The 26,019-nt window shown below is 39.5% G+C and carries 22 protein-coding genes; 16 read left to right on the forward strand and 6 right to left on the reverse strand.

From position 1 onward, the window contains the following. The first annotated feature begins 7 nt into the window (after window positions 1–7). On the forward strand, window positions 8–1,240 hold the full coding sequence (locus tag ABFU83_RS04360; protein ID WP_347069223.1) for a gliding motility-associated C-terminal domain-containing protein: 1,233 nt from the start codon (window positions 8–10) through the stop codon (window positions 1,238–1,240). Between the two features lie 73 nt (window positions 1,241–1,313). Beyond that, the gene (locus ABFU83_RS04365; protein ID WP_347069225.1) at window positions 1,314–2,513 is read left to right on the forward strand and encodes a PorP/SprF family type IX secretion system membrane protein; all 1,200 of its coding nucleotides are present in this window, start codon (window positions 1,314–1,316) and stop codon (window positions 2,511–2,513) included. Window positions 2,514–2,819: 306 nt separating this feature from the next. Here the strand turns inward: ABFU83_RS04365 and ABFU83_RS04370 are convergent, their stop codons facing one another. Next, complete coding sequence (locus tag ABFU83_RS04370; RefSeq protein ID WP_347069226.1) at window positions 2,820–3,698, reverse strand: AraC family transcriptional regulator; 879 nt, start codon at window positions 3,696–3,698, stop codon at window positions 2,820–2,822. A gap of 1,190 nt (window positions 3,699–4,888) precedes the next feature. Between ABFU83_RS04370 and ABFU83_RS04375 the strand changes: the two genes are divergently transcribed. From ABFU83_RS04375 to ABFU83_RS04390, 4 genes are all read left to right on the forward strand, one after another. Next, complete coding sequence (locus tag ABFU83_RS04375) at window positions 4,889–5,701, forward strand: universal stress protein (RefSeq protein ID WP_347069227.1); 813 nt, start codon at window positions 4,889–4,891, stop codon at window positions 5,699–5,701. An 82-nt stretch (window positions 5,702–5,783) separates the two neighbouring features. Further along, window positions 5,784–6,164: a hypothetical protein gene (locus tag ABFU83_RS04380; RefSeq protein ID WP_347069228.1), complete on the forward strand. Its 381-nt coding sequence runs from the start codon at window positions 5,784–5,786 to the stop codon at window positions 6,162–6,164. A 79-nt stretch (window positions 6,165–6,243) separates the two neighbouring features. Then, window positions 6,244–10,623, forward strand: coding sequence for a CusA/CzcA family heavy metal efflux RND transporter (locus tag ABFU83_RS04385; protein WP_347069229.1), 4,380 nt, complete (start codon window positions 6,244–6,246; stop codon window positions 10,621–10,623). Window positions 10,624–10,626: 3 nt separating this feature from the next. Further along, window positions 10,627–11,763 carry an efflux RND transporter periplasmic adaptor subunit gene (locus ABFU83_RS04390; protein WP_347069231.1) on the forward strand — a complete coding sequence of 379 codons (1,137 nt, stop codon included), beginning with the start codon at window positions 10,627–10,629 and terminating at the stop codon, window positions 11,761–11,763. Between the two features lie 182 nt (window positions 11,764–11,945). Here the strand turns inward: ABFU83_RS04390 and ABFU83_RS04395 are convergent, their stop codons facing one another. Continuing rightward, on the reverse strand, window positions 11,946–12,833 hold the full coding sequence (locus ABFU83_RS04395; protein ID WP_347069232.1) for a LysR substrate-binding domain-containing protein: 888 nt from the start codon (window positions 12,831–12,833) through the stop codon (window positions 11,946–11,948). A gap of 94 nt (window positions 12,834–12,927) precedes the next feature. Here ABFU83_RS04395 and ABFU83_RS04400 point away from each other — a divergent pair, with 94 nt between their 5' ends. From ABFU83_RS04400 to ABFU83_RS04415, 4 genes are all read left to right on the forward strand, one after another. After that, window positions 12,928–14,172, forward strand: a complete 1,245-nt coding sequence (locus ABFU83_RS04400; RefSeq protein WP_347069233.1) for an MFS transporter — start codon at window positions 12,928–12,930, stop codon at window positions 14,170–14,172. 2 nt (window positions 14,173–14,174) lie between these two features. After that, complete coding sequence (locus ABFU83_RS04405; protein ID WP_347069234.1) at window positions 14,175–14,903, forward strand: MBL fold metallo-hydrolase; 729 nt, start codon at window positions 14,175–14,177, stop codon at window positions 14,901–14,903. A 340-nt stretch (window positions 14,904–15,243) separates the two neighbouring features. Then, entirely contained in the window at window positions 15,244–15,744 is a 501-nt protein-coding gene (locus tag ABFU83_RS04410; RefSeq protein ID WP_347069236.1) for a hypothetical protein, read from the forward strand. A gap of 99 nt (window positions 15,745–15,843) precedes the next feature. Further along, window positions 15,844–16,755, forward strand: coding sequence for a helix-turn-helix domain-containing protein (locus ABFU83_RS04415; RefSeq protein ID WP_347069237.1), 912 nt, complete (start codon window positions 15,844–15,846; stop codon window positions 16,753–16,755). Here the strand turns inward: ABFU83_RS04415 and ABFU83_RS04420 are convergent. Continuing rightward, complete coding sequence (locus tag ABFU83_RS04420) at window positions 16,752–18,440, reverse strand: pseudouridine synthase (protein ID WP_347069238.1); 1,689 nt, start codon at window positions 18,438–18,440, stop codon at window positions 16,752–16,754. The two genes, ABFU83_RS04415 and ABFU83_RS04420, sit on opposite strands and share 4 nt — an antisense overlap. A 229-nt stretch (window positions 18,441–18,669) precedes the next feature. Here ABFU83_RS04420 and ABFU83_RS04425 point away from each other — a divergent pair, with 229 nt between their 5' ends. After that, window positions 18,670–19,818 carry a patatin-like phospholipase family protein gene (locus ABFU83_RS04425; RefSeq protein ID WP_347069239.1) on the forward strand — a complete coding sequence of 383 codons (1,149 nt, stop codon included), beginning with the start codon at window positions 18,670–18,672 and terminating at the stop codon, window positions 19,816–19,818. A 35-nt stretch (window positions 19,819–19,853) separates the two neighbouring features. On the opposite strand, the gene ABFU83_RS04430 is transcribed toward ABFU83_RS04425, so the two are convergent. Further along, window positions 19,854–20,792: a 2-dehydropantoate 2-reductase gene (locus tag ABFU83_RS04430; RefSeq protein ID WP_347069240.1), complete on the reverse strand. Its 939-nt coding sequence runs from the start codon at window positions 20,790–20,792 to the stop codon at window positions 19,854–19,856. Between the two features lie 163 nt (window positions 20,793–20,955). Here ABFU83_RS04430 and ABFU83_RS04435 point away from each other — a divergent pair, with 163 nt between their 5' ends. Further along, window positions 20,956–21,564 carry a hypothetical protein gene (locus ABFU83_RS04435; RefSeq protein ID WP_347069241.1) on the forward strand — a complete coding sequence of 203 codons (609 nt, stop codon included), beginning with the start codon at window positions 20,956–20,958 and terminating at the stop codon, window positions 21,562–21,564. 30 nt (window positions 21,565–21,594) lie between these two features. After that, the gene (locus ABFU83_RS04440) at window positions 21,595–22,308 is read left to right on the forward strand and encodes a DUF3667 domain-containing protein (RefSeq protein ID WP_347069242.1); all 714 of its coding nucleotides are present in this window, start codon (window positions 21,595–21,597) and stop codon (window positions 22,306–22,308) included. Window positions 22,309–22,345: 37 nt separating this feature from the next. Here the strand turns inward: ABFU83_RS04440 and ABFU83_RS04445 are convergent, their stop codons facing one another. Then, window positions 22,346–23,236: a hypothetical protein gene (locus ABFU83_RS04445; RefSeq protein ID WP_347069244.1), complete on the reverse strand. Its 891-nt coding sequence runs from the start codon at window positions 23,234–23,236 to the stop codon at window positions 22,346–22,348. A gap of 179 nt (window positions 23,237–23,415) precedes the next feature. Between ABFU83_RS04445 and ABFU83_RS04450 the strand changes: the two genes are divergently transcribed. The 3 genes from ABFU83_RS04450 (at window position 23,416) to ABFU83_RS04460 (ending at window position 25,357) form a co-directional block, all read left to right on the forward strand. After that, window positions 23,416–24,330, forward strand: a complete 915-nt coding sequence (locus tag ABFU83_RS04450) for a bestrophin family ion channel (protein ID WP_347069245.1) — start codon at window positions 23,416–23,418, stop codon at window positions 24,328–24,330. Window positions 24,331–24,645: 315 nt separating this feature from the next. Further along, window positions 24,646–25,035 carry a hypothetical protein gene (locus ABFU83_RS04455; protein ID WP_347069246.1) on the forward strand — a complete coding sequence of 130 codons (390 nt, stop codon included), beginning with the start codon at window positions 24,646–24,648 and terminating at the stop codon, window positions 25,033–25,035. Then, window positions 25,016–25,357: a TolC family protein gene (locus ABFU83_RS04460; protein WP_347069247.1), complete on the forward strand. Its 342-nt coding sequence runs from the start codon at window positions 25,016–25,018 to the stop codon at window positions 25,355–25,357. Before ABFU83_RS04455 ends, ABFU83_RS04460 begins: the two co-directional genes overlap by 20 nt. 428 nt (window positions 25,358–25,785) lie before the next feature. On the opposite strand, the gene ABFU83_RS04465 is transcribed toward ABFU83_RS04460, so the two are convergent. Further along, a complete protein-coding gene (locus ABFU83_RS04465) occupies window positions 25,786–26,019 on the reverse strand; it encodes a hypothetical protein (RefSeq protein ID WP_347069248.1) in 234 nt (77 codons plus the stop codon).

Below are 26,019 nucleotides of genomic sequence, written 5' to 3' on the forward strand. Positions count from 1 at the left end.
TGAAATTATGAATAAAATTTTTGTAATAATTATAACGGCTGTCTGTGGAAGTATTCCGGTTTCTGGTCAAACAGTGAATAGCGGACAGTTAAAAGTGTTGCCCGAAACTAAATTTTCCAGTGTTGCCGATTTTAAAAACACCAATACTGCGAGTCTCGAAAATAACGGTACTTTTTTTGTCCATGCCAATTTTCATAACGATGGAATTGTTGAGTACGATCCAACGCAGGAGGGAGTAACCCGTTTTGTCGGACAGCGACAGCAAAATATCTCGGGTGCAGTTGTGAGTAAGTTAAACCATACGCTATTTAATAATCATTCTGAACAACCGGCCCTTTTACTTACTGGTGAAATCAGCATTGGTGGAAATTCGGATTTTGAATACGGAATTATAAAAGTGGAAGAGAACGGTAGTTTTATTTTTGAAGAGAATGCAACCCATAATAATGCCGATATGAATAGTCATGTGGAAGGTTTTGTTGAACGACATGGTAAAAACGAATTTAACTTTCCTGTAGGTCATAACGGTTTTTATAATCCTAAAGCTATCGGAGTGTCGCAACGGGACGATATCGTTTTTAGAGGTACCTATCGTAAGGAAAACTCCAATTCGCAATATCCGCATAGTCAAAAAGAGGAAAATATTCAGTTTGTTGATACGATGCATTACTGGATGTTGGAATGTAATCATGCTGAAATACAAGAACTTCCTTTGAGCTTGTCTATAGACGAAAACCTATTAGAGGCTGATCCGGAATCGGACGGCAATACCGAAATTGCTATTGTTCGTTGGGATAGTGAAGCCCAGCATTGGAAATCATATACGACAATAGTGGATACCGATCAGAAATTAGCGACAGCTATGATAGAACGTGCCGGTATTTTTGCACTGGCAAAGATTAAAAAATCGGATGGTGATGATGAAAACAGTAAAAACAGTGAAATAATTGTTTATAACGGTATTTCTGGAAATAATGATGGAAAAAACGATTTTTTCTTTATTGATGGATTAGAAAAACTGACAGAAAATTCGTTGGAAATATACAACCGATGGGGAGGAAAGGTATTTGATGCGAATCAATATGGCAGTCACGAAAACTGGTTCAGAGGATATTCCAATGTCAAAGGAACTATCGATAAAGGGAAAAAACTTCCATCAGGAACTTACTTTTATGTTTTAACGTATAAAATAGCCAATGGTAAAATTAAAAAGAAAGCAGGATATCTATATATCAATTGAACCCGGAACGCTTGATTATCAATCAAAAGGATTATGCTTTACAACATATCAGGCTATATAAATAACGTTAATGATGAAAAAAATTATAACAATAGGAACAACTTTATTGTGTTTCGTCTGTTCGTTTGCACAACAAGATGTTCAGTATACACAATATATGTATAATAAAATGGCTTTTAATCCCGGATATACCGCGACAAGTGGAATACCTAGTATTGTTGGACTCTATAGGTCGCAATGGATAGGGATTGATGGAGCTCCTAAAAATATAGTATTATCAGGACAAACGCCTATAAAAGAAAACCGACAGGGTATTGGATTTACTGTCGAAAATGATAAAATCGGCCCTTCTTCAGATACCCGTTTGGCATTTAGCTATGCGCATCCGGTAATGCTTTCGGACGAAATAATAATGTCGTTGGGAGTAAATATCTGTGGAAATTTTATGGAAATTGACTATGATAAATTAAAAATTCTTGATCATACCGATAAAGAACTAAGAGGGAAATTGTCACAATTCTCGCCAAATATTGGTGCCGGTGCTTACTTTTATTCAAAAAAATGGTTTGCCGGCTTGTCGGTACCGGATTTTTTAGAAACAAAATTTTACAACGATATACAATCGTCGGTAGCTAAAAGAAAAATGCATTATTATCTTACGGGTAGCTACTCGTTTGATTTGGATGATATGATTCAGTTTAAACCGGGAGCATTGATTAAAATGGTTCCGGGAGCACCTTTAGGAGTCGATGTCTCTACAACTTTTCTTTTTAATGATAAACTGCAGTTGGGAATATCTTACAGATGGGGAAATGCACTCAGTTTTTTGACTGGCTTTAAAATTGGCGATTTTACTGTTGGCTATGCATATGACTATAGTGGGGGGACTGTTGGAACGTATACTTCGGGAACGCATGAGGCTTTTTTGCAATTTGATATTTTAAAAAAACATGCTGAAAATGAAGACAAAGATCTGCCGAAACACAACCATAATACGATGACAGAATTGCTTCAGAGGAATAAAACTGAAGAGCAACAGGATCTGGAACTGAAAAATAAACCAGTTAAAACAAATCCGACTACTACCACTGAAAATAAACAGTTTAAAAATGAAAAACACCTTCGAAAAGAACAGGCAAAACGCGAAAAAAAAATAAAGCAAGCCCAGGAGAAGGCACTTAGGAAAGAAGCTCGTAAAAAGGAAAAAGTACAGCAATCGAGAAAAGAACCTTCAAAAGAGAAGTCGGTTAGCAAAGCGAAAAAGAGCCGTTAAAAAATGCGTAACGTCTTGAAAAAGAAAAGGCAAAACATAATAAACAAAGAGTACGTTGAATAACAGAAAATAAATAGTACTATAAATATAAAAATGGGCTGTCTCAAAAGTCAAAACGCTATTTTTTAGGATAAGAATAATGTGTTAAAATTTAAAAATAACTGACAATGAATCGGTAGAAAACAGGTTTTAAGGCATTTTAGTGTCAATCATTCAAAACAGAAAAGGGGCTGACTCACTTTTGAGACAGCCCCATTTCTTATACAATAAGGTCATAATAAAATAGCAATACTATAATTTGCAGGATTAATTAAGGAAATATGATTTTTTGTATTCCGATGGGGTAATACCGTGGTACTTTTTAAAAGATTTAATAAAGCTTTCGTTGGTATTGAATCCCAGAAAATCATAAACTTTAATATGTTCTTTGCTTTTTGTTTGAAGTAAAACAACGGCCTTATCCATTTTGTGTTTTAAAAAATATTTCTTTGGAGATATTCCGTAAATCTGCATGAAATGTCTTTTAAAAGTAGAAAGGCTGAGATTACACATTGATGCCATTGAAGAGATACTGGTGTTTTTATATATGTTATTCTCTACAATTTGATGTATTACTGATTTTTGACGACAAATAATATTAATAAACCAGTTGATTGTATCGGGATTTTGGCTGAACAAATCCAACATAAATTCCTCAAATTTTACAAGGCATATGTTTTCTGGAGCTTTACCATGAGTAATATATTGTAAAGAAGGTAGAAAGCAACTATTGATAAAATCACTCTTGTGGCATTCCAGGTAACTCTCCAGATAACGAACCGTACGGTTGTTCTTTACTTTTAGAAAATCCGGATATTTTAAAAGAAAATCGTTGAGAATCTTATTATTAAACATAATGCAGACACCTTCAATATGATTATTTTCTTTTGAACTCGTCTCACAAATAAATTGAGCACCAGTCGAGAAGACCATATAATTGCTGTTGTTTAGTGCAATAGCATTTCTTTTGATAATTACTTTTTTAATGCCCTTAATCGGAAAAAAAATCATATTGTAATTAAGGACTGCTTTAATTTTTGATATGGGCCTTTGGGTCTGAAAGTGAATTATTTGTGCATCGTTTACAAGGTCATTTGTCAGACAGCGGGCGGTTTCAATTGAATTAAATACACGATCTTCCATCATAGTAAGATATTAATAAAATTAAACTTAATCTTTTGATTCATGACAGTATATTTATACTATCATAACATACATGTTCAATGCAATAGTATTGGAACATCATACGGATGTGTAAAGTTTATTTGTCTTGAGGCAATATCACTAAATGTAGCTTTATGATTCAAATGAGTACTGTAATCATTTACATCATAATCTACTAATGGGAGGAATCGAAACTGGGGTGAATTTGTCTTGGTTTATCGCATAGGCATTAAATTTAGATTACTAATTCTTTTTAACGGTTGCGGGGGTAAGTATTCTGGGGAGTAAAAGAAATAAGAAATCCCTTTTTATTAAGGATAACTTATTGCGAAACTTATGGAAAAAGTTATTTCCATAAATTAAAAACGGAATACAGGTAACCTTGTATTTTGGCTTCAGGCTTATGGTGTGGTTACTTGGACCGTTTTTGTATAAAACAAATATAGTTAAAAAATATTAGAAAAATAAAGAAAACATAAAAAAAAGTTAATTTCAGCATAAATGGTTAAAATATGTAAAATTTAGTTGTAAAAATGTACTTTTTATTAAGTAAACTCCTGAAGTGCCGCAATACAAATCTTAAGTTGCTACTCAATCGTTCATTTTTCTTTACTAAAAGATTGAATGATTTGAATATAAAATTTCTATTCATTCCTTTGTTTCAGAATTTGAATAATTATTAAAAACAAATTAGATTAAGCTAATATAAGGCTCTGAATCAGAATACTGGAATCGCTTTGGAAGATTTAAAAAGAATAGCCTTATAATGTAAAACGAAATCATCAGATTACTGTTCGCACTGATGTGTATTAAAAAAAGTACTTGACTATTAAATGTAATGCTAAACTATTGCTTTTGATTTTTATGAAAAAATTTATTGGGGTTAGTTACTATTTCCAGCGTGAAATAATTTATTTTTTTTCATATTTAATCCAAAAAAATGTATTTTGATCGTTTTTTTTGCCGGTGTGGTTAACCGGCTTTTTTTATTTATAAATAGCAGTGAGTGTCGTTTATATTCCTTTTGAGATCTTAAATTTGAGAAGAATTTAACAGGATTTTATAACTTTAAACGGAACAGTTCCGATTTAGAATCCTTAAATTTAAGGAATTCTAAAAACAGTCTGAATAGCCCGAATTTAGGCTGAATAACTCAAAATCTACCAATAACTATGGAAACGATTATCATCGCAACTGATTTTTCAGCCGAAGCTATTAATGCTGCAAAATATATTGCTAAAGCGGTTACCGGAAAAACCTATCGACTTGTACTTTATAATCTGTATAACACTTCTATTCACGCCCAAAATGCACGCTTGTCGGCTATGGAAATCGATAAAATGTTTCAAACACAAAAAAATAAGGTAAACGAAAAAGCAAGTACTCTAAGCGAAATGTACCATGTTGAAGTGGTGGCACATGTAGTAGCGGGTAATTTTTACGATGAATTGGTAAAATGTATACAACAATTTAAGGCCGAATTGGTGGTAATGGGAATGGCCGAAAGATCGGTGGAACAAGATTTGTTGGGCAATACAACCACCGCTGCGATCAGTATGTTGAAATTCCCGGTACTGAGTATTCCTTTGGGAGCCGAATATAACGGCATTAAACATATTCTTTTTGCCTGCGATATCGTGAGAGGCGTGCATAAGAGGGTACTCGACAGAGTACGGGAAGTTGCAACCGATTATAATGCCTCGGTTGAAGTGTTTCATATCCGGGAAAAATCGGAAGAATTCACGCAGCAACAAGACGAAAAACATCCAATGGAAGAAACATTATCCGGAATTCAGCATACCTATAAAAACGTACAGTCGTCTGAAATAATTAAAGCCATTCGGGATGAAATTGTAGCCTCTGAAACGGATTTATTAATTATGGTTCCGTATAAATATGGTTTCTGGGATTCGATGTTACACAAAAGTAAAACCCGAGCGATGGCATCCGGAAGCAAGGTCCCCTTATTATCGCTTCCGTTATAAGGCAATTTAAATTCTTTTTAAACTATAGGTTAAATTTAAGAATTGACTTGTTTTCCAAAAAAGGACGCTCTAATTTTGTCATGTGAAAAAACTGGCCGTATACATACTCGTATTGCTGATTAGCCTGAACAATTGCTTTTTTGTACAATTGTTCAAACTGCCGGTTCTGTTTCAACACTTTGAAGAACATCAAAACGATAATGGAAATCTCGGCTTTGTCGATTTTCTGGCCATGCATTATTGGGGCGACGATATTAACGATTCTGATGACGATCGCGATATGCAGTTGCCTTTTAAAAAAGTGGATCACCATGTGCCGCATTTGGTGTTTATTCCGAATCGTATTACCTATACTACAACTATCAATCGTATACCGGATACTTCCCGGTTAAAAATTACCTATAATAGCCACTTACACCCTAATCCGCATTTGGGTGCTTTGTTTCGTCCTCCAATCGTATAACTTCTGTATCGGATTTTAAAAAAATACCAAAGGCACTATCGTGTCTGTTGGTGCATTTACTATAAATTCAAATGAAGTCATGCTTACAAAAATCATTCAATTTTCAGTTAAAAATAAACTGGCAATTGGGATCTTCATGCTACTATGGGTAGTCTATGGTACCTATGAAGTGACCCGTTTGCCTATCGATGCCGTACCGGACATCACGAACAATCAGGTACAAATTATCACAACGGCACCAGCCTTGGGAGCCGAAGATGTGGAACGGTTGATCACCTTCCCGATCGAACAGGCTATTAGTAATATCCCGAAACTAAAAGAAAGTCGGAGTATTTCCCGCTTTGGGTTGTCGGTTGTTACAGTCGTTTTCGATGAAAAAGCCGATGTGTACTGGGCGCGACAACAGGTTACCGAACGCCTGCAACAAGTAGCTATCGACGAAAATGCCAACCGACCCGAAATGGCACCGGTAACCACCGGATTGGGCGAAATTTACCAGTATGTTCTCAAACCCCAAAAAGGTTTTGAAAGTAAGTATTCACTCGCCGATTTGCGGACCATACAGGATTGGACGGTGAGGAGACAGTTGCTTGGAACACCAGGTATTGCCGATGTCGCAACCTTTGGCGGAAAGCTAAAACAATATGAAGTAGCCGTTAATCCTGCCCGACTCAAAGCACACAATCTAACCATTAGTGATGTTTTTACAGCGCTAAACCGTAGTAATCAGAATACTGGTGGCGCCTATATCGAAAAAGGACCAACCGTTTCCTATATCCGTAGTGTAGGGCTGGCACGGGATATAAAGGATATCGAAAACATTGTGATCAAATCTACTCAGGCCGGAACGCCGGTACTGGTTAAAAACATTGCGGAAGTAAAATTAGCAGCTGCCATCCGTTATGGAGCGTTAACCACAGATGATCGCGGAGAAGCCGTAGGCGGAATCGTGATGATGCTAAAAGGTGAAAATGCCAGTAATGTAATCGATAACGTCAAAAATAAAGTCTCCGAAATCGAAAAAATCCTTCCGGAAGGCCTTACGATTGAACCCTTTCTGGATCGTACCAAAATGGTCGATAATGCTATTGGGACCGTAGAAAAAAACCTTATCGAAGGCGCGCTGATTGTCGTTTTGGTACTCGTTCTCTTTTTAGGAAACCTAAGAGCCGGACTTATTGTCGCTTCGGTAATACCACTTTCGATGCTTTTTGCCATTTGTATGATGAACGCTTTCGGGGTAAGTGGTAACCTGATGAGTCTCGGAGCGCTCGATTTCGGACTGATTGTCGATGGAGCCGTGATCATCGTGGAAGCCCTATTGCATCATTTACATTCGGAAAAAAAATACCAACTACGAACCGATATTTCACAACAGGAAATGGATCGGGAAGTAACCGGATCGGCTTCCCGTATGATGAATGCGGCTGTTTTTGGTCAGATTATTATCCTGATCGTTTATTTGCCAATTCTGTCTTTACAAGGGATTGAAGGGAAAATGTTCAAACCGATGGCGCAAACGGTCGCTTTTGCAATTCTCGGTGCTTTTATCCTGTCGTTAACGTATGTTCCTATGGTTAGCGCACTGTTCATCAGTAAAAAAGTAAACCACCAACCCAATATTTCCGACAGAATAATGACGCGTTTGGAAGCAGGGTATCAAAAACTACTTTCAAGAGCGTTAATTTTCCGAAAAGGAATCATAGCGGTTGCAATCGTTTTGTTTTCGTTGGCAGTATTGTTATTTACCCGAATGGGAGGCGAATTTATCCCACAACTGGAAGAAGGTGATTTTGCCGTCGAAACCCGATTGTTACTCGGAACGAATCTGACTACAACTACCGAAACCATACAGAAAATATCCGTCGCACTAAAGGAACGGTATCCAGAAGTAAACCGGGTAGTATCCCGAATCGGTAGTGCCGAAATACCAACAGATCCGATGCCGATTGAAGGAGGTGATATGATCATTGTACTCAAAAATAAATCAGAGTGGACCAGTGCGGCTTCTTTTTCCGAATTGGCCGAAAAAATGGCAGCTACCGTTCAGGAAGTCGCGCCAGGGGTGACAACGGGTTTCCAGTTTCCGGTGCAAATGCGCTTTAATGAATTGATGACCGGTGCCAAACAGGATGTCGTTTGTAAAATCTATGGAGAGAACCTTGATAAACTGGCACAATATGCCGATCAATTAGGAGCGATTAGCCATAGTGTAAAAGGTACAGCCGATTTATATGTCGAAAAAGTAACCGGTATGCCACAAATTGTGATCGATTATAACTGGGCCGAAATGGCCAAATACGGACTGTATGTTCAGGATATTAACCGTACGGTGAATGCTGCATTTGCCGGTGCCGTGGCCGGGAATATTTATGAAGGCGAAAAGCGTTTTGATCTGGTCGTACGGGTCGATGCCACCGGACGAAAAGACATTAACGACGTTCGGAATCTTCTGGTAGCTACGGCTTCCGGAGCGCAGATTCCGTTATATCAGGTAGCCTCGGTTCAGGAAGTGGAAGGGCCAAATCAGATTCAACGGGAAGATGCCAAACGCCGGATTATTGTAGGATTTAATGTGCGTGGTCGCGATGTACAGAGTATTGTAAACGAGCTGCAACAAAAAGTAAGCACCCAAATTAAATTTGATCCGGGGTATTATGTGACTTATGGCGGTGCTTTCGAAAACCTGCAACAGGCAAAAAGCCGATTAGCGGTAGCGGTTCCGGTGGCATTACTGTTAATCTTCGGACTATTGTATTTTGCTTTCCGATCGTTTAAGGAAGGGATTATCATTTTTACGGCCATACCGCTATCGGCTATCGGTGGCGTATTTGCACTGATCTTACGGGATATGCCGTTTAGTATTTCGGCCGGAGTTGGTTTTATCGCGCTTTTTGGGGTGGCGGTTCTAAATGGAATTGTACTGATTTCAGAGTTTAACCGAATTCAAAAGCAGGGCGAAATTTCGGATCCATTACTACTGATCATGACCGGTACCAAAAACAGGTTGCGACCGGTGTTGATGACCGCAGCGGTGGCTTCCTTAGGATTCCTACCCATGGCATTGAGTAATGGTGCCGGTGCCGAAGTACAACGTCCGCTGGCTACGGTGGTTATCGGCGGATTGCTAACCGCTACTTTGTTAACCTTATTTGTATTACCAGCCATTTATTTAATGACCTATCATACGAAACAATTTCAAAAGAAAATGAAAAAAAATAAAAACAATAATATGCTCCTATTCTTGTTCGGATTTTTGATTTCCGGAGGATTATGGGCGCAGGAAATGGTTCCGGTTTCGCTGGACCAATCGGTTGCCATTGCGATCAAAAACAATAAACGAATCCGGGCAGCGCGACATAACGAACAATCGAAAGAATGGTTACGCCAGTCGGCTTACGATATCCCGAAAACCAATGTGGATGTCGACTACGGCCAATTTAATAGTCAGTTTAAAGATACCCGTTTTGGGATAAGCCAGACGTTTAATTTTCCAACGGTATATTCCCGGCAAAAGAAAGCATTCACAGAAGGGTTTCGGGCGGCTCAGGCACAAACACAACTTACGGAGCAAGAGTTAAAAGCGCAGGTGCGCCTATGGTATTATGAGCTAATCTGGCTACAACATAAAAAAGAGTTATTGCATTATGCCGACAGTATTTATCGTTTGATGGAAGAGAAGTCGAAACTACGGTTTAAAGTTGGCGAAACGAATATATTAGAGAAAAGTGCCTCGCAATCGGCACGACAGTTTTATACGAATCAATTCAATATGATCAATAAGGATATTGCGATTGCACAGCGATCGTTTAATACGGTTTTGCAGGATAGTATTGTATATGTTCCGGAGGTTTCCATAATAAAAATGGACGAAAAAGGAAGGTTTGAAAAATCATCTGCCGAAAATCTTCCGGCGGTAAAGGTATCGCAATACGAAGCCGAAAGTGCCCGTTGGCGTTGGAAAACAGAACGCGCCAGAATGTTACCGGATATCACGTTAGGGTATAATAATCTTAGTATTACCGGTTTTCAGACCAATGCGTCGGGACAGGAAGTCTATTACGATAGCAACCAACGGTTTAGTTATATAAATGCCGGGATAAGTCTGCCGTTGTTTTTCGGAAGTCAGTCGGCGCGTAGTAAAGCTGCCAAAGCCGAATGGGATTATTATAAAACGCAGGCGGAAGCCATAAAAACGGAACTTTCGGCACAACAACTCAACGCCGCGAAAGAACTGGAAAAATTCCGGGAAAGTTTACAATATTATGAATCACAGGGACTTGAAAATGCCCGAACAATCATCGATGCGGCAAACAGTCAGTTAAATAATGGGGATATCGATTACCTGCAATGGGTATTGGTAGTCAATCAGGCCATCACCATAAAAAATGAATACCTCGATACGGTCAATAATTACAATAAGGCTGTGATTCGGGTACAATCTTTAAACAACTTTTAAATCATGAAAAAGTATAGCATCTCCATAGTCGCATTCGTATTTTTGACATTGATTTCCTGTAGTAAAAAGGAAACCGAAACATCAAAAGATGCCACACCACCTACGCCGGGCATTGTAAAGCTGAGTGCCGCACAGGTTCAAAATGCCGCAATAACGGTAGGACAACCTTCAGAAAAAGAACTTAGTGGCGTGCTGTCCTTACAGGGAACCGTAACCGTACCGCCACAAAGTCGCGTGGACGTAACGTTTCCGTTGGGTGGTTATATCCGTAAAACAAACGTAATGCCGGGTATGCATGTCAAAAAAGGACAAGTACTGGCGCAAATCGAAGACATGCAATATATCCAGATGCAACAGGATTATCTTACGGCTAAAGAAAAATACAATCTGACCGTAATGGAATACAACCGTCAGAAAGAATTGAATGCTAAAAAAGCCAGTAGTGACAAACTGTTCGAGCAAATTACAAGTGAACGCGAAACCCAGCGGATTGCGATGACTTCATTGGGGCAAAAACTTTCGTTACTGGGAATCGATACCAGACGATTGTCTACCGCTACCATCAGTAAGTCCATTGCCATTGTATCGCCGGTAAACGGACTGGTGTCGAAAGTAAATATCAATATCGGAAAATATGTCGGACCAACAGAAATGTTATTTGAATTGGTCGATATACAGGATGTCGTACTGTCTTTTACTGCTTTTGAAAAAGATATTGCCTATCTGCAAGCCGGGCAAAAGCTGGAAGTCTACACGAATGATCAGCCGGATCGGAAGTACCGGGCGACGATCGCGTATATTAATCAAGCCTTGAATCAGGATCGCGCTGCTGAGGTGATTTGTAAACTGGAATCCTACCAGCCGGCTTTATTTCCGGGACTTTTTGTAAACGGTACCATTCAGGTGCGCTATACAAAAGCACTTACCGTTCCGGAAGCTAGTGTGGTGGATTGGAAAGGAAAAAAATACGTTTTTGAGGCACAACCGGATAATCGTTTTGCAATGATTCCGGTAGCTGCAGGAATTGCACAGGATGGATTACAACAAATTGTATCCGATAAAATCCATTCGGGTTCCAACCTGGTCATCCAAAATGCTTATACGCTGCTGATGAAAACGATGAATAGCGGAGAAGAATAAAGAATAAAGAATAAAGAGAAAAGAATAAAGAGAAAAGAGAAAAGAGAAAAGAGAAAAGAGAAAAGAGAAAAGAGAAAAGAGAAAAGAGAAAAGAGAAAAGAGAAAAGAGTTGGGCCGTTAGCAATAATTTGCCCGAGATAGAAAGACCTGTCAGGAATTGTCTCACCTGACAGGTTTTTTCGTTATATACCGAAATTGGAAAGCGGTGCCGTGAGTCGTTCCAGAAAATAACGGGCGGCTTTTTTCTGATAGGCATCCTGATGTGTGATGATCATCGCACGTCGGGTCATATTGATTTTATTAATCGGAATAATGGCCAGTTCTTTGTCGATCGCAACGGTGGTTTTCGCCAGAATGGTATACCATTTTCCGGATTTTACCAAGTCGAGTAAAGTGGGAATATCATTGATTTCGGCCGATATTTTCGGATGAATGTTGTGCTTCGCAAAGATGTCACCCACAAACTTCCGGGTACTGTAACCAGCTGCCGGTAATACAATTGGCAATTGACGTATTTCAGTCAAATCAATTTCTTTTTTAGCGGCCAGCGGACTATTTAATGCCGCAACCAAACACAATGGCGATTCGAACAACAGTGTATACGTCAGGTTTTCATCGGCTACGATTTCTTCAAAAGCCAGAACCAGATCCAAATGCAAACCGATCAGTTTGTCGTGTAATTCTTCCGAAGTACCAAAGTACACTTTTACAGTAACACCAGGGTAATCGCTCAGAAAGGCAATTAATGCCGGTGTGAGCAGATGGCGCAATCCATAGGTCACGCCAATAGAGAGATCGCCGGTTTTAAGTTCGCCGAGGTCTTTTAATAGGGTTAATCCGCTATTGGCTTTGTTAACGGTTTGCAGTGCATAACTGTAAAAAAGAGCTCCGGCTTCGGTGAGTGTAATCCGTTTGCCGATCCGGTTAAACAAAGGTGTGTCGAGTTCGATCTCCAGTTGTTTAATCTGTTGCGACAACGTACTCTGACTGATATTAAGCGCTTCGGCGGCAGCGGTAAAATTGAGTAACTCCTTGGCCTTTATAAAATATTTCAGTTGACGTAGTTCCATTTTTAAATCGGTTTTATCGATTGATGATATAGAAAAATAACGTTTTACAAATTTATAGATTATAGGGAACTTTGTAGTGTAAAATGATGTAAAAATGAATATGTTCCGGTCACTTAAGTATAGAAATTTCCAGCTTTTCTTTTATGGACAATCTATTTCTTTAATGGGAACCTGGATGCAAAAAACGGCTGTAAGCTGGTTGGTTTACCGACTTACAGGATCGGCCTTTTTATTAGGGTTGGTCACTTTTGCCAGTCTGATTCCTTCTTTGGTACTATCGCCTTTTGCCGGTAGTTATATCGAAAAGCACAATCGCTTTAAAATTATGATGAAAAGTCAGGTCATTTCGATGCTACAAGCGGGTACGTTGGCCATAATGATTTACTTTAAATATTATAGTATTCCGGCGCTGATCGGTTTAAGTTTGCTTCAGGGGATCATCAATTCGTTTGATGTAATCTGTCGGCAAACGCTTATGATGGATATGGTGGGGAATAAAGAGGATCTGCCCAATGCCATCGCGTTAAATTCAACGATGACCAATCTGGCCCGGATCATCGGTCCGGCTTTGGCAGGATTGGTGTTGGGAACTTTAGGCGAGGATTTTTGTTTTATCGGGAACTTTTTAAGTTATATTCCAGTATTGTATTGTTTGTACCGAATGGACATACGGATTTCAGAAAATACCGAACCGGTTAATAATGTATGGTACGAGTTAAAAGAAGGGTTTCATTATCTGATACACGAAAAAGAGTTGATCAGCTTGATTTTGTTGCTTTCGATGAATAGTCTGATCGTGATTCCGTTTAATACGCTGATGCCTGTTTTTGCGAAGGATATTTTTAAAGGTACAGCCAGTACTTTTAGTTTGTTCGAAAGTGCTATCGGTCTTGGGGCAGTAATCAGTGCCGTGTATCTGGCGAATCTTAAAAAACTGGATCATATTATTAAAATCATTATAATAGCCGGTTTTATGCTCGGAAGTAGCGTGATGTTACTGGCGGGTTCCAACCTGATTTCGCTTTCGGTAATCTTATTAGTAGTAGCGGGTATCGGAATGATGGCGCAAACATCGGCTATCAATACCTATATACAAACCCATGCGCATCCGAGTATGCGTTCGCGTGCGATCAGTTATTTTATCATGGGATATCAGGGACTAATTCCGGTTGGAAGTCTTCTGGCGGGTGTTGTAGCCGAGTCGATTGGTGTGCGTTTAACCGTGGTTTTCCAGGGCGCGATCGGAATTGTAGCGATATTGGTGTTCTACCTATATTGGAAACGAATGAAAACCAATAGCATTGTAAAAGAAGAAGTGTATAGCAAAGAACAATTCTAATTATGAAAATCATACCCCTTAGAGAAGGTCTGTTTTGGGCCAGTAAAACCAAAGAATTTACCTTGGTAGATAGCGCTCTGGTTGGAGAGCCGGGTGCATTAAAAATGGCAATATGTCCTTTTCTGATCCAACTTCCGGACGATCTGGTTTTGGTTGATGCCGGACTGGGTTTTGAACGCAACGGAAAACCGATTTTGATTTCGTTGTTACAAGACGCCGGATACGAACCGGAACAAATCACAAAGGTTTTGTTGAGTCATTTGCATAAAGATCATACCGACGGATTGGGATTTTTGGAGGACGGTCATTTTGAGACCTATTTTCCGAAAGCGAAGCTATTCCTGCAACAACGGGAAATGGATTATGCTTTGTCACAACCGGAAAATCCGTCGTTTAATTTACGAACGATAAAAGCCTTACAACAATTGTCAAATGTGCACTATATGAATGCCGATCAGGGGAAAATAGGCAACTATATTACTTTTGAAGTCACCGGTGGTCATTCGCCGTTTCACCAGGTATTTTGGTTTCGGAATGACGATCAAATTGCATTTTATGGCGGCGATAATCTGCCACAGGAATCTTATCTGAAATACCATATCGCCTATAAAACCGATTATGACGGAAAAAAAGCAATGGCATTACGTCAGAAATGGGAGCAACAGGCCCGGGAGGAAAATTGGAAAATATTGCTTTACCACGATCTGGAAAAACCGATCGTCGAATTATAAAAAAGGATTTCGGTTTAAAAAGGACTTTATGGAAACGTAAAGTCCTTATAGTAATACCGGTTATATCCTTTTAACATTGATCATCGAAAAGGTTTCCGAAGTTTATTCTGGCGCGATTTAAAAAATAATACAACAATCATTGTACTTACCAATCAAGGGGATGCTTTTCCGGTTTATAACTTTTTGGACGAGATAAAAGAAACTCTAGTAAAACAGGTCGTTTTGCGTTTTTTTAAGCCGAAAATCTACCGTTTTATTTTGTCAATAAAATAGTGATTTTGAGTGGTATACAGCTGTTTTAAATGGTTATTTTTAATAGATAACACTAAACGCATTAAATATGATTTCAAAATTGAAAAGCTTGTTCCTGGTTGCTGTTGTGGCCGGGTTCTCTCAAAGTTTGAGTGCACAGGATATCAGAGTTGGTGTACACGCCGGTTTCCCGATTGGCGATGCTGCTGATGTTTCGTCATTTAATTTAGGAATAGATGGTGCCGTTTACTTTTATAAAGTAAAAGACTTTCTGGATTTGGGTATCGCAACCGGATATTCCCGTTTTTTTGGTAAAACGCAAACGGTGGCGGGTATGGATTTTACGTACGACGATTTTGGCTACATTCCAGTGGCGGCTTCGGGTCGTGGAAAATTTGATCACAATATTTTCTACACCGCAGATATCGGGTACGGAATTGGTCTGAATAACGCCGACGGTGGTTTGTATTACCAGGGTAAAGTAGGATGGAACAAAGATAATTTCGATCTGTTCGCCTTTTACCGTGGAATATCCGATAATTTTACAGTGTCTGCTATTGGGGTAGGTGTGGCGTATAAACTACACTAATCCTTTTTTAAAATTTTGTAACTGCTATACGCTACCGCCAAACCGGTAGCGTTTTTTAATTCAATTTGATTACCTTCGACCGGATTGTAGCACTATCGTATGGCTGATTTACCTTTACAACAGCTGGGGAAAGCCCTGGATTTTATCGAGCAACATCTGGAAGAACCTTTGTCGGTAGAAAAAATCGCTACTGTAGCAAATTATTCGCCCTTTCATTTTCAGCGGTTGTTTAAAGCATATACCGGCGAAAACCTGTTGGAGTTTTACAATAGAAAACGGATCGAAAAAGTGGCCGCTTTATTGATTCGGGATACGAAGGAAACGATTGGAACCTTGGCATTTCAATATGGCTTTTCGGATAATGCAGCGCTGACGAAGGCATTTAAAAAACGCTATTCGGTGAGCCCGACGGAATTCCGAAAACAACGTAGTAGTCGGTATGACAAAATTAAAAAGAGCACGAATGGACAAATTTTTCAGGGATTTGAAGCCTATATTTGGCGCATCGAAAATCTTAAAAACTGGATGGAAATGAATGCAGTAATAACAGTAGAAGAAATGGTTGCGTTTCCAATGATTTACCAAAATCATATTGGTGTGGAAAATCTGGACGCGACTTTTACAAAAGTGATTGAATTTGCGTTGGAAAATAAACTGACAAATCCTGAAAAGATCGCAGCGATCCGAATCTATCACGATAGTTTTAAAATTACGGCTCCGGAAAAAGTCCGTATGGAAATTGGAGTAGTGGTCGATCGGGAAATCCAATCCGATCCGGGTATTTTTTTCAAAAACCTGTCACCCGGAAAATGTATTACCGCTAATTTTGAAATTGACCTTGCCGATCTTGAAAAAGCCTGGTCGTCGTTATACATCTGGATGAATGAAAACGGCTATCGCCCGGCGGAACAATTGCCATTTGAAATCATTCGGAATAATTACAAGGAACATCCACAGCAAAAATGCATCCTTACCTTGTGTATTCCGGTTGTGTCCAAAGCAACGCTTTAAAATGACTCTTTGACTTCAAAGCGGAGTGTTTCCCGTGTTTTTGGATGTACAAATTCCAGATAAGCGGCATGGAGATGCAAACGGTCGGCACCGGTTCCGTATAAATCGTCGCCTACAATCGGAGCGTTTAAACCTTGTTCATGGGCGGCGTGCATTCGTAATTGATGCGTCCTTCCGGTAAGCGGCCAGAAATGAATTCGGGTTGTTGTCGTTTGTCGACCTACGACTTTCCAAACGGTAACGGCTTTTTTACCATGGGTATCACAAACCAGTTGTCGCGGTCTGTTGTCCAGATCGCCCCGTAGCGGAAGTCGGATTTCACCTTCGTCTTGTTTTACCAGTCCTGATAAAAGGGCGGTATAGCGTTTTATAACCGTACGTTTTAAAAACTGACGCTGGATGTGTTTGTGGGCTTCTTTGGTTTTGGCGACAACCAAAAGTCCCGAGGTGGCCATATCCAAGCGGTGAATGATCAACGGTTCGATGTTGCCCCAGGTTGTTTTGAGTCGGGTATAAACCGAATCCTGAATTTGTATGCCCGGAACCGATAGGAGTTCGGCGGGTTTGTCGACTACAACAAGGCTATCGTCTTCGTATATGATTTTCAGCGTGGTATTTTCTCCGTGGTTTTGTAACAGCGGATTATCATCCATCGGAATACCGTCCAACATATGTTTTAAAATCGGCTGACATTTACCGGTACAAGCCGGATAAAACTGACGGTGTTTGCGGATTTCCGATTTTGGAGAGGCGCCCCACCAGAATTCGGACATAGCCAAAGGTTCTAAACCGTGGATAAAAGCATATTGCAATAGTTTTGGCGTGGCACATTCGCCAGCTGCCGCGGGTGGTTTTCCAAAGACCGTTTCGCTAAAAATAGATTGCAGGCTTTTGGTTTTTCTGTCTTTATTTAAAAAGGAATACTGCTCGAAAAGTTGCTGCTGTAAAGCGGCCGACTTTTCTTTGCGTTCTTTTTTTAACGCTTCTATCTGATCGTCAAATTGAGCTAATTGTAAACGGGTTTCGTCCAAACATGCTTTCCATTTGTTGGTTAGCACTTGTAACTCCCATTTATCGCGTAAACTTTGTTTGATCAAATCGGCTTCAAAAACGGCATATTCCGATTCCGTTAGGCTGCTTTGCTGAGCTTCACGGCTTTTTTTGCGTTCTTCTTTATTCGCTTTTAGCTGTTTTTTAAAAGCGGTAATTTCTTCCTGCGACTGACTTACAAATTGTTCCAGTTCAGTTTTCAATCGGTGGTAAAGCGGATTGGCTGTTACTGTTTCGATCTGACTGTTAATACTGTTTAGAATGGTTTCTTCTTTTAGAAAAAAGCTGTTTTCAAGTAGCATGTCAAAAACAGGTGGGACAAAGCGCGGATGCTGATTCGTACCGGCCAGTTTTCCGGAAAAAGCGGCTAAATAACCTATTTTACCGTTGGCATCCCGAACCACAAGTACACCAAACATTTTCCCGATAGCGATTCCATCCTGATCTTCGATAAGTCCGAAGTTGTGGTCCATATCCGTCTGACTTTCGAGGTATTCCTGTAGTTCTGAAGCAGCAATCTGCGTGAGCGGATGTGGTTCATAATAAAACGGAAACGTAAAGCGTTCCGGTAGCGAAATCGCGTCCAGAATACGATCGGTAAAGTAGGTGATTCTATTTTGGGTGTCGTTGCCCACAGTTATTGATTTTAGTGCTGCGAAATTAGGGTATTTCAGTTTAACAGTCGCTAAAACAGTTCAATTTTAGCCATTCGTATTCTTTTTAGCCAGAAAATCCGGTATTCACGGGTTCCGAATCAAACGTGAAAACAGGTGATTATACGTTTATAGAACTGCAGTCTATCGGTTAATTTTAGAAACTTGTTTAAAAACAGGTGCAACCAAATCAATACTAAACACTAAAGTTATGGGGAAAGTAGTTATTTTAACAGTAGATGGCGGTGGTATAAAAGGGATTATACCGGCCTATTTTCTTAACGAACTGGAAAGCAGATTAAACAAAAGCTGCTACGAACTTTTCGATATGATCGGCGGAACCTCAACCGGAGGTATTATCGCTACAGGATTAACATCGCCAATAAACGGTAACAAACCCTTTACGGCGCAAGAAGTCTTGAACATTTATCAGAACGACGGCAATAAAATTTTTGTACCACAAGAGTCATTAATACCAGACTGTTATGCGCAATATTATGGCGACGATGGTAAGGGTAACGGTATCGAACCGTATTTACAGCAACAATTCGGAATGGGAACCTTAAGTGCAGCGCAAGCCAATATGAAGACACTTAATGGACGTACCAAACACGTGTTTACAACCAGTTATACGATTAATAGCAGCGGTAATACGATACAGAATCCGGTATTGGGACAGGATTACGGACCGTATTTGTTTAATTGGATGGATGCGGCCAAATCGTCTGCCGATGATTATAAAGTGTGGGAAGCTGCTCGTGCGACAAGTGCGGCACCAACCTATTTTCCGGTAGGTAATGTGGGCGGTGGACAGAATTCGAATTCGAATGCACAGGAACGTTGGGTACTCGATGGAGGGGTAATGTCGAATAACCCGGCCATATGGGCCGTAACGGAAGCTTTTCGTACCGGAATGGTAACCAGTCTGAGTGATATTGTATTGATATCTCTGGGAACGGGAACATATGCTTGTGGCGCCGGACTAGTGACTGCGCATCAGGGTGATCCGGATCCCGATAATGGGAACTGGGGTTATATGCCGTGGATTACCAGTGATCTGGAAGATTTGTCCGGGAACGACAATGGGCGTGGTGCCGTTGTGAATATTATTACAGAATCGGTACAGTTGGTCTCGGGACAACAATTACAGGCGTTAACCGCTTCGGGGCTTACGTATTATCGATTGGAACCGCCTATTATTCAGGGACAAACCCATATGGATAATATCGATCCGGGAAATATTGATTCGCTAATCACTACCGCGTCAGAATATCTGATCGATAATGCTACAGGTGAGAAAACGTTTAATGCGATTGTAGCCGAATTGACCGCTTTGCAACCGGTTTCGATTTCCGTTTAATTCAACTTTTGATCAATATAAAACCGGTCTTAGTATTATAAGGCCGGTTTCTTTTTGGCTTTTAAAGCCGTGTATAATTTTTCGTAAACCGGTGTTGCAACACCATAAGTGAGCCCTTCGAAAACAACATAGCCGGTTAAGGCATTCAATTCGGTTTGCTTTTTTTCGTTTTTAAAATCGCTATGTAACGATGAGGTCGCGGCAAATGGAAGCGTTTCTATATTGGCTAAAGTAGTAGCAACACTATCTTCCGGTAGTGGTATTTGTTTGGCTTGTGCCAATGAATAAACTTCCATTAGCAGTGCTAGTAACGTATTGCGTTTGTCCGGATTTTCAAGAATTTCACCAATTGACTGATCATAAAAAGATGTAGCCGTAGCGATGGCCGATACGAACATAAATTTTTTCCAAACTACCGATGCGATATCGGGTGTAAGGGTAGCTTGAATTCCGGCTTGTTTTAAAAGCGTTTCCAGTTGTAAAAGACGTTCGTCCGATGCCTTTTCGGAGCCAAAAAACAGACTTTCGATGTTTCCGCTATTGGTTACGATTCCGGGAGCAGACAAACGGGAAACTACATAAACACAGCCGTCCAACACCATTACATTGGGATAATGGCGTTTAATTTTTGTTGTGCTGTCCAGTCCGTTAAGCAAGGGAAGGATAACGGTTTTTTCGGTGATACAGTCTTGCAATTGTACTAATGTCGATTCCAGATCGTAGGTTTTGGTACACAGAATGATGTAGTCGGCTTTGTCAAGATCGGAAGGCGTATCACTCGCTTTTTGCGGAAAAACGGTACTATTATCCGCACCTTTCACAATCGTAAGACCATTGGCGCGAATGGTATCGAGGTTTTTGCCCCGAGCCAGAAATTGTACGGCTACAGTAGTATCGTTTTGAAATGCTTTCGCTATTAGTCCGCCAAAATAGCCGCCAACACCACCGATTCCGACAATGAGTATGGTTGTCATCAACTTTTATTTTTGTAGAAAGTTAAGCGAAAAAGAATTGGTTATCAAGATGTTTTTTTGCAATTTCTGTATTTCGTTACGATTGTTGTTTTTTTTTCTCGTAATTATGAAATTTTAGTTTATTTTGGCACACGCAAATATGTAACCCAAAAATAAATTAAAATTGAGACGTACTTTATTCCTGTTAATACTCGCTACAAACGTAAGCTGGGCGCAACAAATTGTAAAAGTGAGTAACAATTATGCCAGTGAAAATAAAGAAGTTCAGGAGCTGATCGATTTTCAAAATATCTATATTGAACGATTGAATTTTGTAGGAGAGGCACTTAAAGGCAAGTATTATGAGGTTAACATACAGGAGTTTAAAAACGGAAAACCGTCTCCTAAAGTTAGGTTGTTTGATGGAAGTGAGTCGGATTATTTTAAGATTAGCTTAGAAAGTTTGTCACTGAAATTTTTCTTTAGTATGACCGACGGAAAACTAAAAACGTATATCAAGGGATCTGGTTTCGGTAGTAAAAAAAGCTATTTTAAGTTAAGCAGTGATTCCGAATTATATGCCCTAAAAGATTTTTTGGGCTCGAACGAATTTCTGGAAATCAATATCGCTTCCGAAACGGATATCCCCATTTTTGCGATTATAACACCTACAATGCATAAAGATGGTTCGGGTTCGTATTGCGAAGTAGTGCAATCGGACATAAAACCCGAAAATTTAGGGGCTCATTTTAAAATACCGCACTATTTTTTAGTGAGTATACGCTTTAAATAATATTTTTGAGATGTAATTAGAAACTAAAAAATGGATAATTGTAAAAACTGTACTACAGCTATAACCGATAAATATTGCTCCAATTGCGGTCAGCCGGCACAACTCAAACGAATTGATCTGCATTATATCCTGCACGAGATTGAGCATGTCCTGCATTTTGAACGGGGTTTTTTATATACGATAAAGGAAATACTGCTGCGACCTGGAAAAAATATTCAGGAGTTCCTGACGGAAAACCGCAGCCGATTGGTTAAACCGATTTTATTTATGGTGGTGGTGTCGTTGATTTACTCATTGATCAACCATTATTTCCATATCGAAGAGCATTATGCAACGGGCACGGTTACCCAGAAATCTGCAATAACGGTTATGGGGGACTGGGTGCAAAAACATTATGGCTATGCCAATATTATTATGGGGGTTTTTATTGCGTTATGGGTTAAATTATTTTTCCGAAAATACCCCTATAACCTGTTTGAAATCGTGGTGATGTTATGTTTTGTTATCGGCATGGGAATGCTGATGTTATCAGTATCGGCCTTGTTTGAAGGATTAACGGGAATTCCGGTATTCCTGTATTCCAACTTTTTGGCCACAGTATATTGCGCCTGGGCTATCGGGCAGTTTTTCGACAAAACGAAGCCCCGAAATTATATCAAAGCATTTGTAGCTTATCTTTTTGGGGTCATAACGTTCTGGGGGCTAATAATCATTTTAGGAACTGTAATCGACCTTGTTTTTTAAAAAAGTAAATTAAATCTCGAATAGTCCGTTTTCAGGACTATTCGGTCATCCATTTCACCAAACTGCTTTGTTCCACAATATTCCACGAATGCGGATGCCGGTCGCCATTGGCTCGGTACCCACGGTTTTGAGTAGCTATAAATTCGGTTTGTGTACTGCCCAGTTCTTTTAACGTCTTGGAGGCTTGTTCCAACTGGTAGGCGTTTAAGTCTTCGTAGGTTCTGTTTTTATGCTGTTTTTGCCATTTCAAATCTGGTTCGGAGTAAAAACGGGTTTTAATATCTTTTAAATAGACAATCGTATTGGTCGGTTTGCTGGAAACCAGATAAGGCGAGGCTTTTTTATAATTTTCGAGATGATCAGCAGGTTTTCCCAATGTACTTTCCAACAATTCGATTAAATAGTGGCCTTCCGCGACGGCTTCAGCATCTACATTTTTGGCAACCTCTTTTTGAGAATCGTTGTATAAGGCTTCCAGATCGATTGGAGAGTCGACTACCATAAGACCTTTGGGTTGAATCGCATTTTTACTTTTTATCAGATAACCGGACAATAACATGGCAATATTTCCACCACCGGAAAAACCACCAATATAAAGATTGTCTGTCGCAACTTTATGCTGATTCAGTATGGAGTTGAGTGTTTTTGCGTATTGCGCTTTTTCAGCATCGCTTAGAAAAAGCCGTTGGTTGTAATTTAAAAGCAGAGTCGTAATCCCTTGTTTTTCGATGTCTTTTAGAAATTTAGCCTCGGTTTTCGTGTTGTCAATATCGCAGGGATAGCAGGGAAATAATACTAAAACGGCTTTTTGCGGACTGGCGATTTTGAGTTCGTAATCGTTTCCTGTGAACACTTGTACGGGTTCTTTTTTAGGAGTACAAGCACCGAACAGAATTACCGTAAAGATAACAAATAAGCTTTTTTTCATCTCGATCTAAAATAGGGTTGGATGACGAATGTAGGAAAATTTCCTTTTTATGGGGTACAATTTAACCTTATTTTTGGGTATTATATTGGGCTGTATTTCTACGGTTATGTCGACTGTATGATCGCGCTGTTTTTGTAAATTTGTATGCTTCCGGACGATTAAAACGCGGGGCTTATCATATGATTATACGAAAAAGAGAACACTGGTTTAGAATGCTTTTTGTATGGCATGGTTCGGTATTACCGGGATTAGTACCCCGCTTGTTGTTAATGCTGTTTTTGTCGATAGCGGTGGTTTATTTCCACGGAAAAATATTGTCGTTTAAAGTACCGCTCAATACCGCTCCGTTGACGTTGTTCGGTTTTGTATTGGCGTTGTTTCTGGGTTTTCGGAATAGTGCCAGTTACGATCGTTTCTGGGAAGGACGTAAACTTTGGGGGGCTTTATTGAATGTGACACGCGCGCTAACACGTCAGGCAGTAACACTGGGAACACCGGCCGATAAAAATTCCATTTATAAATTTGTACAACTGTTGAGTGCTTTTACGTATGCCTTAAAGCACCAGTTACGGCATACAGATCCGTACACGGATCTTGAAAAACGATTGGATAAAGTACAACTCGAAAGGGTAGCGAAGGCTCATTATAAACCGACCATCATCCTCAATCTGTTGGGAGAATGGCTACAAAAGGCCAAAAATGAAAACAGAATCGATTCCATTCAACAGAGTCGCTTTGACGAAAATCTGGATAAATTGGCCGATATCCTGGGCGGATGTGAACGAATCCAATCTACACCTATTCCATATAGCTATCGGGTTTTGTTACACCGTACGGTATACCTGTATTGTTTTTTATTGCCTTTTGCTTTGGTCGACAGTTTAGGATGGTTCACTCCCTTTATTGTGGTTTTTATAACCTATACCTTTATTGCCTTTGAAGCCATTGCCGATGAAATCGAAGAACCTTTTGGAATGGAAGCCAACGATTTGGCACTTAATACCATGTGTCAGATGATCGATACAACCATTTTCGAGCAGATTGGTGTGACCCTTGAGGTTTTACCCGAAACAAATCAAAACATCATTGATTAACTGGTATCCGGTTACGGGGCTAAAGTAAAACATGTGATTTTAAAGGAATCGTTGTAAAATCAAAGCCGGTTTAGAAGAAGTACTACCATTTGTTTTCTTTTCACCAATAGGATTCTGTCGTTTCTGGGGCTTTTTTATACGCTTTACAAATAATGGGTACCCTAGACGTATACGTGGATGTACCTTGCATCCCAAAAAGTAGTCTATGCCCGATAGTTATATTGTGTTCAGAACGGTGTCGTATTCGTTATCTTTGCCAGTAAAGTGTTCAATCAAGACAAATCCATAATCACGAGTAAAGGTAAAAGAGCGTTATTGATCCTATTTGCTTTTATAGGCTCGTATCTGATTTCCTATATGATGGATCCGTATTGGACGGATTATGCTACACGACCGCTTTCAGACATTGTGGAAGAATTTGTCATTTCCATTATTTTCTGTGCCGTTATTTCAAAACTTAGTTTGTTCCTCGATCGTTGGTTTAATCAGAAAATGCCCTGGACAATCGATCCGATAAAAAGGTTGGTTATTCAAAGCTTTATACAGATTCTCGGCGTACTATTGGTGACGTTGATTATGCATTTCATATTTGTGCTGATTCTGGAAGAAAACGATGTGGAAGCAACTATAAGTGAAGTTAAAAGCTATTGGCAATGGATCATCGCAACCGTTGTTTCAGAAAAAAATGCTGCGAACGGCCTATAAAACCGCACTGATCGAACAGGAAAAAGCTGCGATTCAGTTTAAGCAAACGCTGCTTCAGGCCGTAGGTGAAGTTTCCGATGCAATGGCAAGATCTAAGGGAGCGTCGCAACGATTGTTATTGGCCGAAGAAAAAGGAATTGCGCTAAACAAAGCAACAAATGATGCGATGAAGTTGTATGCAAATGGGATGGCCAATTACCTGGAAGTGATTACAGCACAGAATAACAAATTGCAAAACGATCTGGAAACGATTACGCTCCATCTGGAAAAATACAATGCTATAACCGATCTGTATCGCGCTTTGGGTGGTGGTGTCGAATGATCAATTAGAAAAAAATAAAAAACACATAGGGATGGAAAAATAAGTTTGTTTTTTTGATTGATTTTTATTGGGAATACTGAAACGAATATTCCCTCCAAAAAGGGGTAAAGGACTCGAAATGGCCTTTGCCACTTTTATTTTTTTAACCTTGAAAAGTAAAAGTAAAAGTAAACAAACGGGCACATTCAGATCATTTTTATGCAGATGGTAGGTGTTCCGTGTTTGATGATTTTATAGAATGTAATCGGATGAATAAAAAAAGGGAGTACTATTGAGCACTCCCTTTGGTTTTGTCAAGCATTGAATTTATATTTTCGATAGTCAATTATAAACAAACTGTAGTCCTAATTAATAGGATTTCCCTGTTATCAGGACGAATAGGTGAATACGAATATAAAGTATCTAAAAAGTCTAACGTAACGATCTTATTATTGAATATTTTCGTCAGGTGGTAAAATATGAATCTGTTTTTCCTTTGTAATCGATTTTACTTCCGGCCAGGTACTTATTTTTAGAAGATTTTCTTCGCTTGCTACACCGGTAATGACACCAAATTCAAAAATACTAGCTATTTGGAAGCCATTATTCCGAAGTTTATCGGCAATTTCTTTTGTATTACCAATAGAATCGTCAGACAGTGTTATTATACTATTTATATCCAT

It is taken from the genome of Flavobacterium sp. WV_118_3 (assembly GCF_039778605.1).
Taxonomy (GTDB): Bacteria; Bacteroidota; Bacteroidia; order Flavobacteriales; family Flavobacteriaceae; genus Flavobacterium.